This is a genomic window from Paenibacillus sp. DS2015, from assembly GCF_050433705.1.
Lineage (GTDB): Bacteria > Bacillota > Bacilli > Paenibacillales > Paenibacillaceae > Paenibacillus_AQ.
In genome coordinates this window covers 73,488-85,790 of record NZ_JBNPWS010000023.1, presented here as the reverse complement: position 1 = coordinate 85,790, position 12,303 = coordinate 73,488, and the positions used below count along the sequence as shown (strand labels likewise).

10 protein-coding genes are annotated in these 12,303 nt (G+C 43.8%); all 10 read left to right on the top strand.

Annotated elements, in window-relative coordinates; genetic code table 11:
- Nucleotides 1–315, top strand: a 315-nt coding sequence (locus J2T13_RS18490; protein ID WP_429373841.1) for a reverse transcriptase domain-containing protein, incomplete at its 5' end; no start/stop codon positions are given.
- A 340-nt stretch (nt 316–655) separates the two neighbouring features.
- Complete coding sequence (gene hpf / locus J2T13_RS18485; RefSeq protein ID WP_429373840.1) at nt 656–1,216, top strand: ribosome hibernation-promoting factor, HPF/YfiA family; 561 nt, start codon at nt 656–658, stop codon at nt 1,214–1,216.
- Nucleotides 1,217–1,491: 275 nt separating this feature from the next.
- Nucleotides 1,492–3,993, top strand: coding sequence for a preprotein translocase subunit SecA (gene secA / locus J2T13_RS18480; RefSeq protein ID WP_429373839.1), 2,502 nt, complete (start codon nt 1,492–1,494; stop codon nt 3,991–3,993).
- 192 nt (nt 3,994–4,185) lie between these two features.
- A protein-coding gene (gene prfB, locus J2T13_RS18475) for a peptide chain release factor 2 (protein WP_429373838.1) occupies nt 4,186–5,299 on the top strand; the annotation gives its coding sequence in 2 pieces (ribosomal slippage) (nt 4,186–4,257 and nt 4,259–5,299; 1,113 coding nt in all).
- 122 nt (nt 5,300–5,421) lie between these two features.
- Nucleotides 5,422–6,312 carry a YitT family protein gene (locus tag J2T13_RS18470; RefSeq protein WP_429373844.1) on the top strand — a complete coding sequence of 297 codons (891 nt, stop codon included), beginning with the start codon at nt 5,422–5,424 and terminating at the stop codon, nt 6,310–6,312.
- Nucleotides 6,313–6,432: 120 nt separating this feature from the next.
- Entirely contained in the window at nt 6,433–7,488 is a 1,056-nt protein-coding gene (gene argC / locus J2T13_RS18465) for an N-acetyl-gamma-glutamyl-phosphate reductase (protein ID WP_429373837.1), read from the top strand.
- Between the two features lie 20 nt (nt 7,489–7,508).
- The gene (gene argJ, locus J2T13_RS18460) at nt 7,509–8,735 is read left to right on the top strand and encodes a bifunctional glutamate N-acetyltransferase/amino-acid acetyltransferase ArgJ (RefSeq protein WP_429373836.1); all 1,227 of its coding nucleotides are present in this window, start codon (nt 7,509–7,511) and stop codon (nt 8,733–8,735) included.
- Between the two features lie 35 nt (nt 8,736–8,770).
- A complete protein-coding gene (gene argB, locus J2T13_RS18455; RefSeq protein WP_429373835.1) occupies nt 8,771–9,613 on the top strand; it encodes an acetylglutamate kinase in 843 nt (280 codons plus the stop codon).
- A 77-nt stretch (nt 9,614–9,690) separates the two neighbouring features.
- Nucleotides 9,691–10,890, top strand: a complete 1,200-nt coding sequence (locus J2T13_RS18450) for an acetylornithine transaminase (RefSeq protein ID WP_429373834.1) — start codon at nt 9,691–9,693, stop codon at nt 10,888–10,890.
- A 258-nt stretch (nt 10,891–11,148) separates the two neighbouring features.
- Nucleotides 11,149–12,108 carry an ornithine carbamoyltransferase gene (gene argF, locus J2T13_RS18445; protein WP_429373833.1) on the top strand — a complete coding sequence of 320 codons (960 nt, stop codon included), beginning with the start codon at nt 11,149–11,151 and terminating at the stop codon, nt 12,106–12,108.
- The last annotated feature ends 195 nt before the right edge of the window (nt 12,109–12,303 follow it).

Below are 12,303 nucleotides of genomic sequence, written 5' to 3'. Positions count from 1 at the left end.
GGGAAGTACCATCCCGAGCCTGTAAGACGGCAGTACATTCCGAAGAAGGATGGAAAACAACGCCCACTCGGCATTCCTACCATACGTGATCGAGTCATGCAAATGGCAACAAAGCTCATAATTGAACCCATCTTCGAAGCTGATTTTCAAGGATCCTCCTTTGGTTTTCGACCGAGGCGAAGTGCTAAGCAGGCGCTAGATCGTATCCTACAGTCAGTTAAGACTAGCCAAGTTAGATTGGTATATTTTACAACGATTAACACGATGGTACGCCAAGAAGAGACAACGAAGAAGATGGATGAGCTCATTTCATGAAGTGAAGTTTATAGCCAAACAGTGTGGATTAAAAACACTATTGTAATCTGCATGCGCATGAAAGAAGAACATCGGAAAGCCGTATGAAGGAAAACTTCACGTACGGTTTGATGAGGAGGGGCTGAAATAATATTCAGTCCTTCACTCTAGCAAATGTTTCTTTTGACCTAGGATTGGTTAAGAGTCATAATACCCTAGTCGATATTCTCTAAATAAGGCATTAAATAAGCTGAGATTAGGGCGAACTGTACAAGCTTTATCATTTTAACGTTTGCAAAATTGCCTTTTTACTTAGCGATAACAAATGTGATATAATGGAATTGCAAAGGAGGAGTGCCCTATGAATTTCAATATTCGAGGTCAACAGATTGATGTGACAGAAGCTTTGAGGGATTATGCAGAGAAGAAGCTCAATCGACTTGAAAAGTATTTCGATTCACCCCTTACCTCAGATGGTTTAGTAACGTTAGGTACAATTCGAGGTTTGCACACGGTGGAGGTAACGATTCCATTGCCAGGAGTAATGCTTCGTGCAGAAGACCGCAGTGAAGATATGTATGCATCTCTTGATGCTGTGGTGGACAAGTTGGAGCGCCAGATTCGTAAACATAAGACAAAGATTAACCGTAAGTTTCGCCAAGAAGGTAGCTTGAAGACTTTGTTTGTTGAAGGTTCAGCAGTTAATGGTGGAGTAGCGACGGGTGAGTATGAAGAAGATCTTGAATTAGAAGTAGTACGTACAAAGCGTTTCTTCTTGAAGCCTATGGATGTGGAAGAAGCGATTCTACAAATGAATATGATTGGTCATACTTTCTTCGTATTCTCTAATATTGATAGTAAAGAAGTAAATGTAGTCTATAAACGTGATGATGGTAAGTATGGTCTAATTGAGCAAGATTAATCATATGCTCACATTAAATTTAAATGTAGAAATTCATATTTTTGTAAACAATGATGTTCATGAGCCTCTATCCGTGCAACGGATAGGGCTCTTTGCGCGTATATATAGAAGGACTGTAATGCGAATACGATGAAAATGGAAACATGTTGTGTTGCGGCATCTGTTGCAAACTGTTACAATTTATGCAAAACCATAATCATTGAATCAATTTCATTATTAACCCTTGGAGTTATGAAGTTGGTTCTACCATCTGTTTTGCACGAAAGGGGTTAATCATGTTAGGACTTGTAAAGAAGATTTTCGGAGATGTTAATGAACGTGATGTCAAACGTCTAATGAAGACGGTTGATGTAATCAACCAAATGGAACCGGAGTTTGTGAAACTCTCGGAAGAGCAATTGAAAGCGAAGACGGATGAGTTCCGTGCTCGCCTGGAGAAGGGTGAGACACCAGAGGATATCCTACCAGAAGCATTTTCTACGGTACGTGAGGCATCCAAACGTACTCTCGGCATGCGCCACTTTGATGTTCAATTAGTTGGAGGTATAGCACTTCACGAAGGCAGAATTGCTGAGATGAAGACAGGTGAAGGTAAAACCCTAGTAGGTACTCTTCCTGTATACCTGAACGCGCTTCTAGGACAAGGTGTGCATGTGGTTACAGTCAATGATTATCTAGCACAACGCGATAGTCAGCAAATGGGTACCATTTACGAATATTTAGGCCTGACGGTTGGGGTTAACCTGAACGGTATGGATCATGCAGATAAACAAGCGGCTTATGCCTGCGATATAACTTATGGTACGAACAATGAGTTTGGCTTTGACTATTTGCGCGATAATATGGTGCTTTATAAAGAACAAATGGTACAGCGCCCTCTTTATTTCTGCATTATTGATGAAGTCGACTCTATTCTAGTTGATGAAGCACGTACGCCGTTGATCATCTCGGGGCAAGCTCAGAAGTCTACTGAGATGTACTACGCCGCAGATCGCTTTGTGAAGCGTCTAGTAGCCGAAGAAGATTACAACGTAGATATTAAGGTTAAATCAGTAGCTCTTACCGAGAAAGGCGTAACGAAAGCGGAACGTGCCTTCGGAATCGAGAACTTATATGATCATGAGAATGTGACGCTTAACCATCATCTCGTACAGGCGTTGAAGGCGAATGTTATTATGCGCCTTGATGTAGATTACGTGGTGGCGGAAGAAGAAGTCATGATCGTAGATGAATTCACAGGTCGTCTGATGGCAGGCCGTCGTTATAGTGATGGTCTACACCAAGCGATTGAAGCCAAGGAAGGCATTGAAGTTCAGAATGAGAGTATGACGCTCGCGACGATTACTTTCCAGAACTATTTCCGTATGTATCGCAAGCTGGCAGGAATGACAGGTACAGCGAAGACAGAGGAAGAAGAGTTCAAGAAGATTTATGGCTTGGAAGTTCTACAAGTTCCTACGAATAAAGTGAACCAACGTGATGATATGCCTGATGTGGTATACAAGAGCGAGAAGGGCAAATTCACGGCAGTTGTCGAAGAGATTGTTGAACGCCATAAGAAGAATCAACCGGTATTGGTAGGTACCATATCGATTGAGAACTCTGAGCTTGTATCTGAAATGTTGAAACGCAAAGGCGTGAAGCATCAGGTGCTAAATGCGAAGTATCATGCTGAAGAAGCTGAGATTATCTCGGGTGCAGGTCAGGCGGGTGCAGTGACCATTGCAACGAACATGGCTGGACGTGGTACTGATATTCTACTTGGTGAAGGAGTCCTTGAAGTAGGAGGTCTTCATATTATGGGTACAGAGCGCCATGAGTCACGCCGTATCGATAACCAGCTCCGTGGACGTGCAGGTCGTCAAGGGGATCCCGGTTCTACTCAATTCTATCTATCCTTAGGTGATGAATTGATGAAGCGTTTTGGTGCAGATAATGTTCTGGCTATGATGGATCGTCTAGGGTTCGAAGAAGATCAACCGATTGAGAGTAAGATGATCTCGCGTGCTGTAGAATCAGCCCAAAAACGTGTAGAAGGTAATAACTTCGATGTACGTAAGAATGTGCTTCAGTATGATGATGTGATGAACCAGCAGCGTGAGATTATTTATAAACAACGTCGTGAAATTATGGAATCTGAGGATATTAAAGATATCGTAATGGAAATGATCAAGCCAGTGATTAAGCGTGTCGTAGCAGCACACTGTGTGGATGATATTCCAGAGAACTGGGAGCTTCAAGAAGTAGCTGATTACGTGAATAGTAAGCTATTAGATGAAGATGCCGTGACACGTGATGATCTCTGGAACAAGGAACCAGAGGAGATTGTCGAGTATATCTATGGTCGTGTCGTAACGAAATATGATGGGCGTGAAGAGCGCATTGGTCCTGAGCTTGTACGTGAGTTCGAGAAAGTTATCGTGCTCCGTTCTGTTGATAGCAAATGGATGGATCATATTGATGCTATGGATCAGCTTCGTCAAGGTATTCACCTACGTGCATACGGTGGAACAGACCCGTTGCGTGAATATCAATTTGAAGGTTTTGAAATGTTTAATGAGATGACTGCTAACATTCAAGAAGAAGTCTCGACTTATGTAATGAAGGCACAGATTGAAGGTAATCAAGAGCGCCAACCTGTCATTGAGGAGAGCAAGATCTCCACGAATGGTGAACCTGTGGAGAAGAATCCAGTCCATGTTGGGCAACAGATTGGACGTAATGATCCATGTCCTTGTGGTAGCGGTAAGAAGTTCAAACAATGTCATGGGGAATAATTTCTAAATCTTCTTGTATAAAGGTTGCTTTCTAAACATACGGTAAATGAACTCCCTTGACCCTGAGGAGGTGAGAGATCCCTACACATTCTTAATTAGAGAATGAATGGGTCCTCAATCCCTTCAAGGTTAAGGGAGTTTATGTCGAATGAGTTCAACATTATGTAGTTGATAACGAGGTGGATGATAAATATGATCGATGCAAGTATAAAGCATGATCTACATGAGATTAGTAGTAAATTAACCAACCTTAGGGGGTCTCTTTGACTTAGATCTGAAACAGGAAATGATCTTGAACTTTGAAGAGAAGATGGCGGTACCTAATTTCTGGGACGATACAGAGAAGGCGCAAAGCCTGATTGCAGAACTGAATGCTGTCAAATCTTCTATAGATGAGTATGAGAAGTTACAACTGGAGTATGATGATGTAGCGATGATGGTTGAACTGGCGGATGAAGAGGAAGATGAATCGCTCGTTGATGAAATTGTTCAGACTGTGAAGGCTATTATGAAGAGGCTTAACGATTTCGAGCTTGGGTTATTGTTAAGTGGCCCCTATGATAAGTCTAATGCCATTCTGGAGCTTCATCCAGGTGCTGGGGGTACGGAGTCTCAGGATTGGGGCGAAATGTTGCTCAGGATGTATACACGTTGGGCGGAGAAGAATGGCTTCAAGGTGGAGACAATGGACTATCTTGCAGGTGATGAGGCTGGAATTAAGAGTGTAACCTTGCTGATCAAGGGATTTAATGCTTATGGCTACCTCAAGGCTGAGAAGGGCGTACATCGTCTAGTCCGGATATCACCGTTCGATTCATCGGGACGACGTCATACCTCTTTTGTCTCCTGTGATGTGGTACCAGAGATTACAGAGGATACAGAGGTTGAGATTCGTACAGAGGATTTGAAGATTGATACTTACCGTGCTACGGGAGCCGGGGGACAGCATATCAATACAACAGATTCAGCCGTACGGATCACACATATTCCTTCAGGAGTTGTGGTGACGAGTCAGGCTGAACGTTCTCAGATCAAGAATAGAAACTGGGCGATGACAGCCCTTCGTTCGAAGCTTGTTGAGCGTAAGTTAGAAGAACAAGCCAAGGAGCTAGCAGAGATTCGTGGTGAACAATCTGACATTGCATGGGGCAGCCAGATTCGTTCTTACGTGTTCCATCCCTATAGTATGGTAAAGGATCACCGCACATCAGTAGAGACAGGTAACATTGGCGCTGTGATGGATGGGGATCTGAATGCTTTTATCGATGGATATCTGCGCAGCCAGCTTAAAGTGGAAAGTGAATAATATATTAGGTATTCCTACACGCTATACGTGTAGGAATTTTTTGTGAGATATAAGGTAGTAAAAAGGAATGGAATTGTCCTTAAGGTTCGTTACCTTAGAAATGAAAGGGGAGCATCATGACAATGGCACAAGGTACACATAATCGGAGGTCAAAAACAATATTACCTATAAATGGACCCGTGAGGCATGTAATGGATACGCTGTTTATTATCATAGGTTCATTTATTATAGCCCTGGGATTTAATTTATTCTTTCTACCCAATGGGATAGCTTCTGGAGGGGTATCAGGGATTTCGGTCCTTATTGAAGCACTATGGCCGGGCTTCGAACCGGCTTACATACAGTGGGGACTTAATATACCTTTATTTATTGTGGGATTTCTACTGCTTGGTAAGAACTACGGTATTCGCTCCTTGCTAGGAAGCGTTCTTCTACCGTTATTTGTCCTAATGACAAAGGACTGGCCCATTCCTACGGCTAACCCTTTACTTGCCTCCATCTATGGAGGAATTGGTGTAGGACTGGGAATTGGACTTGTATATCGTGGTCGTGGTTCTACAGGTGGACTTACGATTATGGCACAAGTAATTCAGAAAATCACGGGACTCAGTTTCTCACTATGTGTGGTGATCCTAGATGGAACGGTTATCGTCTTGGCAGCATTTGTGATGTCGATGGAGCAGGCGCTGTATGCCTTAGTAGGATTATATGTGACTGGCAAAGTAATTGATGCATTGGAACTAGGATTCAATTATGCGAAGGTCGCTTACATTATCTCAGATCATATAGAGCCCATTAGTGAGGCCATTCTAAAAGATTTAGATAGAGGACTTACGAAGCTAAATGGGCGTGGAGGTTACACGGGGGATGATCGTACGGTTCTGATGGTAGTCGTTGGACAGAATGAGGTCACGAGATTGAAGACATTAGTAAAGTCTGTCGACCCAGGTGCCTTTGTCGTTATTAGTAATGCGCATGAGGTACTTGGTGAAGGGTTTAGTCGGCAGGTGTAAATAACAGAGGATTAAGAATTGGGCCCTAAAGTTGTTGTATTTATATGAATAAAGACGTATAATAATACATAATTATTAGAGGGTTTCGATTGATGTGGATCAGAGAGGGGTCACGGGGAAATGGCAGTGGATACAAAGGTACGGGTGGCAATCGTAGGTTCTACAGGTTATGGAGGCGTCGAGTTAATTCGCTTGCTTCAGGGTCATCCTAATGTGGTCATTACCTCCGTAATTTCATCTTCTAATGCAGGTGTAGCAGCATCGGAGGGATTCCCTCATCTAACGGGGATTATGGTACAGAATTTGGACGGAGTAGATGTACAGGAAATGGCACTTAAGGCTGACGTAGTATTTATGGCCACACCTGCAGGGGTAAGTACCGCATTAGTTCCCCAATTACTTGAGGTAGGGCTGAAGGTGATTGATCTATCCGGTGATTTCAGATTAAAGGATGGGGCTACGTATGAAGAATGGTATAAACGACCTGCAGCAGACGCAGCGTTGCTCCAACAGGCTGTATACGGTTTAAGTGAAGTATATGGAGCGGAAGTCGTAGGTCAAGATCTTATTTCGAATCCAGGATGCTATCCAACGGCAACATTGCTTGGGCTTATTCCAGCAATATCGGCGGGTTGGATTGATCCTTCCAGTATTATTATAGATGCTAAATCAGGTGTTTCAGGAGCAGGCCGAGGTACAAGTCTGATGGTCCATTATGCAGAGATTAATGAGAATCTCAAAGCATATAAATTAAATAAGCATCAGCATATTCCTGAAATTGAACAGGTGCTGAGCCAAGTGGCAGGAGAGAAGGTTACAGTAACCTTTTCTACGCATTTAACACCCATGACGAGGGGAATTATGAGTACAATGTATGCCAATATAGTGGGGGATTATACAGAGGATGATTTCATTGCGCTGTATCGTCAGTATTATGAGGGACGTTCTTTCGTACGTGTTCGTGATCAGGGGATTTATCCAGCAACGAAAGAAGTGTCTGGTTCTAACTACTGTGATATCGGATTCGCGGCAGATGCAAGGACAGGAAGGGTTACAATCGTTTCTGTGATTGATAATGTAGTCAAGGGTGCTTCTGGCCAAGCGATACAAAATTTGAATCTGATGATGGGATGGGAGGAAAATCTCGGCTTGCGTTACACACCCGTGTACCCATAAGAGCAGGGAAATAACATATCATGGACAAGAGAACTTATACCGTCATTGAAGGCGGATCTATTATAACACCGCAAGGTTTTCGCTCAGGTGGAATACATTGCGGATTGAAAAAAACAGAGCGTTATGATCTCGGTGCGATTGTGTGCGAGGTAGAAGCAACGGCTGCAGCCGTGTATACGACAAGTGCATTTCAAGCGGCACCTTTGAAAGTGACGCGTGAAAGTCTCGCAGACGGTAAGCTACGAGCTATCATCGTGAATAGCGGCAACGCTAATGCCTGTACAGGGCAGCAAGGAGAAGCTGATGCCTATGCAATGCGGGCAACCGCTGCTCGCTCCCTTGGTGTTGCGGAGCAAGATGTGGCTGTCGCGTCAACCGGTGTGATCGGCGAATTGCTCAAGATGGACTGTGTAACATCAGGGATTGAAGCATTGCCACCTAGACTTAGCGGAACTGAAAGTGGTGCAGATGATTTCTCTCAATCGATCCTTACTACGGATTTAGTGAAGAAGGAAGCTTGTGTATCCGTAGTCGTTGATGGTAAGGAAATTACGATTGCAGGAGCAGCGAAGGGATCAGGAATGATTCATCCCAATATGGCTACGATGCTTGCCTTCATGACGACTGATGCTAAGATCGATCAGGCTTCATTGCAACAATTAATGCGCCAAGCGACAGATCTAACATTTAATATGATTACAGTCGATGGGGATACGAGTACGAATGATATGTTAGTCACGATGGCAAGTGGTCTAGCGGGTAATGAGACGCTACATGCGTCTCATGCGGATTGGGATATTTTTGCCAAGGCATTTACTTATGTCTGTCAGAGTCTAGCTAAAGCCATTGCTCGTGATGGCGAGGGTGCTACGAAGTTAGTAGAGGTACTCGTGACAGGTGCAATAAGTGAACCTTCCGCGCGCGCGATTGCCAAGACGGTTGTAGGCTCTAGTCTAGTGAAGTCGGCAGTATTTGGAGCAGATGCCAACTGGGGACGAATTATTGCTGCTGTAGGGCGGGCTGGAGAGCCAGTTAATCCAGATAACGTAGATATAAGATTAGGAGATATAACAATGCTAAGAGAATCACGTCCGATTGCTTTCGATGAGGATGAGGCATTGGTATATTTGAAAGGTGATACGGTACGAATATTCGTAGACTTGCATAACGGAGAAGGTCAAGCAACTGCATGGGGCTGTGATTTAACATATGACTATGTACGGATTAATGCCGCATACCGGACGTAAAGTGTTAACACTGTAATAAGGGGGAGAGCTTGCTTATGGGAACGGGAATAGAGAATCAACAAGAGAAGGGTCATCATGAGGTTGTGAGCCGAGGTAACTTTGTGATGAAGTGTGGTGGAAGTACACTTGCAGCTCTGCCTGATTCTTTCTTTGATGATTTAAGACAATTGCAGCAGAATGGGCTGCAACCTGTCATCGTTCATGGTGGAGGCCCTGCAATCTCAAATAACCTATCTAAGCTCGGAATCGAGAGCGAGTTCGTAAATGGTCTTCGTAAGACGACCGAGGATGTGCTTGATGTCGTGGAAATGGTCCTAGCGGGTAGCATTAACAAGCAGATTGTGCGACGAATTCAGAATGTAGGCGGTCGTGCACTGGGTCTTTCGGGAGTGGATGGTTCACTCATTCAGGCGAAACCTGTTGCGAATAGTATTGAAGTTGGTTTTGTGGGTGATGTGACGTATGTAGAGTCTAGTATTATTGAAGGTGTACTTCATATGGGCTATATTCCAGTTATTGCACCCATTGGCATTGATGACGTAGGACAACGATATAACATCAATGCAGATACAGCTGCTGGCGCTGTGGCATCTCACTTAGGCGTAAGTCGTATGATCGTCGTAACGGATGTACCGGGTATTATGAAGACCGTGAATGGTGAGTTGGTTGTGCTTGGCTCAATCACCGTACAGGAGATTGAAGAGATGATTGCTACAGGTGAAATCTACGGGGGAATGATCCCCAAAGTACGTGCCGCTATGAGTTGTATCCACGGGAATGTGCAAGAAGTGGTCATTGTTGACGGAAGTACCCCGCAAGTTCTTAGTCGTGTAATGCAGGGAGATGTACTTGGAACTCGAATTATAAAGGAAATATAAAAGTGATTAAGACCCTAAATACAAAGTCAGGTCATGATTACGATGGCTGAGTTTGTTCATAGACTGGAGTGAAAAGAATGAGTAATAGTAATGAAGTGCAAAGTTCCTTATTTCCAACGTATGCTAGATATCCAATTAGTCTAGTCAAAGGTCAAGGAAGCTGGTTGTGGGATGATCAAGGAAATAAGTATTTAGACTTCATGAGTGGGCTAGCAGTAACAAATCTTGGTCATGCACCTGAGAAGGTAAAAGAAAAGTTGAAATTGCAGCTTGATGAATTGTGGCATGTATCTAACCTTTTTCAAATTCCGAATCAAGAGAAGGCCGCTGCCTTGCTGACAGCTAATTCATGCGCAGATGCGGTGTTCTTTTGCAATAGTGGTGCCGAAGCGAACGAAGCAGCCATTAAATTATCTCGTCGCTATCATCAGAAGGTCAAAGGGTCAGATCGGTATGAGGTCATTACATTCGAGCAATCTTTCCATGGGCGTACGTTAGCTACATTAACAGCGACAGGTCAGGCTAAGGTGAAAGAAGGGTTCTTGCCTCTTCCTGCAGGCTTTATAACAGTACCATTGCACGATCTAGAAGCTTTGAAGGCAGCGATTAGTGATCATACAGCAGCGATTATGATTGAAATGGTATTGGCTGAAGGTGGTGTGCATCCAGTCCAACCTGAGTTCATCAAGGCTGTAGCTGCATTATGTAAGGAGCAAGGGATACTACTTATTGTAGATGAAGTTCAGACAGGGATGGGGCGTACCGGTAAATGGTTTGCTCACGAGCACTACGGTATCGAACCCGATATCTTTACCGTTGCCAAAGGAATTGCTAGCGGATTCCCAGCGGGTGCTATGCTCGGCAAGGAGTATCTACGCGAAGCATTCACCCCGGGAAGTCATGCAACAACTTTCGGTGGAACACCTATTGCAACTGCTGCCATTATTGCTACAATTGAAACGATGCTTGAAGACCGTCTTCCTGAGCGTGCGGCGACGATCAGTCAATATTTAATGAGTCAGCTGAATGAGAAGTTAGCAGGTATACCGTTTGTAAATGAAATACGTGGATTAGGGTTGATCGTAGGCATCGAATGCCAAGAGCCAGTCAATGAAATCGTGTTAGAGGGTCAGAAGCGGGGACTATTATTCGTAACAGCAGGGCCCAATGTCATTCGTTTGCTTCCGAACCTATACGTAACCGAGGAAGAAATCGACCAAGCACTTGAAATTTTAGTAGGTCTTATTCACGATCATACAGCGGTGAAGAAGGCTTAAGAAGGATTAGTAATAGTTATTATGGTGATCTTAGATAATGGACTATACAGATTGTAGCTTCGAAACCGGAATCGTTCTGTAGAAGCGTAGCGTTCGCCTACAAGTTTTCCTTTGGAAAGCTACTTCGAAAGCATACGCTTTGTCTCCGGATTACTACCCTATGGGGTAGTAAAATCAAAGAAATCTGGAGACAACAGCGATCGTAAGAATGATCCGCCTGCGTAGCGGTCTCGATCCAATAAGGAGGACAATTATATCATGGTGCAGAATGAAACATTGGAGACAACAATCAATCTCAAGGGTCGTGACTTCATCGAATTGGATGATTTCACATCTGAGGAGATTCAATATTTGATCGATTTAGCAATCGAAATTAAGCGTAAACAGAAGAACGGTGAGGTATACCAACCGCTTTTGGGCAAGACGATTGGACTTATTTTTGAGAAGTCTTCGACACGCACACGGGTATCCTTTGAAGTTGGAGCGTTTCAATTAGGAGCTCATGCACTCTTTTTAAGTAAAAATGATATTCAGCTAGGTCGTGGGGAAATTATTAGCGATACAGCACAAGTGTTGTCACGTTATCTAGATGGTATTATGATTAGAACGTTTGGTCATGAGAATGTGATCGACTTAGCTCGCTATGCGACCGTCCCTGTTATTAACGGATTGAGCGATTTGGCACATCCGTGTCAAGTTCTTGCGGACTATCAGACCATATATGAGCACAAAGGTAAGCTAAAGGGTCTGAAGCTGGCATATATCGGTGATGGCAACAATATGGCACATTCCTTGATGATTGGTGGAGCTAAGCTGGGTGTAGATGTATATGTGGCAACTCCTAAAGGCTATGAGCCTGATGCTACAGTAGTCAAGGATTGTCTTGAAATTGCCGCTCAGACGGGTGCGAAGATAGTGGTTACGCAAAGTGCTGAGGAAGCAGTGAAAGATGCAGATGTGATCTATACTGATGTGTGGGCGAGTATGGGCTTTGAAGAGGAGCAGAAAATCCGTGAAGCGGCTTTTGCAAACTATCAAGTGAATGAGCAACTGGTGAAAGGTGCTAAGAGTGATTATCTCTTCTTGCACTGTCTACCTGCACACCGCGGTGAAGAAGTAAGTGAAGGTGTGATTGATGGAGGCCATTCTGTTATATTTGATCAAGCAGAGAATCGTCTGCATGCACAGAAGGCATTGATGGCTGCTTTGATGGGATAAGAGATCCATAGTATAGTAATCACAGGGTCGGGGGCGGACCTGACCCAAATTGGGTTGAGGTTAGAGAATAGGACTCTAAATTAGGTTCAATGCAATAATCAGTGTTTGACGTATTTAGGATTCACCCAAACGGACACAGAAGCCCTTATTTGTGAGTTTTAGGGTCGATTAGCTTTTTAACGGACTCAGAAGCTC

Excerpts from the sequence above, each read along its gene's own strand:
- argC (WP_429373837.1), top strand. The coding sequence starts at position 6,433 with ATGGCAGTGGATACAAAGGTACGGGTGGCAATCGTAGGTTCTACAGGT.
- argB (WP_429373835.1), top strand. The coding sequence starts at position 8,771 with ATGGGAACGGGAATAGAGAATCAACAAGAGAAGGGTCATCATGAGGTT.
- hpf (WP_429373840.1), top strand. The coding sequence starts at position 656 with ATGAATTTCAATATTCGAGGTCAACAGATTGATGTGACAGAAGCTTTG.
- argF (WP_429373833.1), top strand. The coding sequence starts at position 11,149 with ATGGTGCAGAATGAAACATTGGAGACAACAATCAATCTCAAGGGTCGT.
- secA (WP_429373839.1), top strand. The coding sequence starts at position 1,492 with ATGTTAGGACTTGTAAAGAAGATTTTCGGAGATGTTAATGAACGTGAT.
- argJ (WP_429373836.1), top strand. The coding sequence starts at position 7,509 with ATGGACAAGAGAACTTATACCGTCATTGAAGGCGGATCTATTATAACA.
- J2T13_RS18450 (WP_429373834.1), top strand. The coding sequence starts at position 9,691 with ATGAGTAATAGTAATGAAGTGCAAAGTTCCTTATTTCCAACGTATGCT.
- J2T13_RS18470 (WP_429373844.1), top strand. The coding sequence starts at position 5,422 with ATGGCACAAGGTACACATAATCGGAGGTCAAAAACAATATTACCTATA.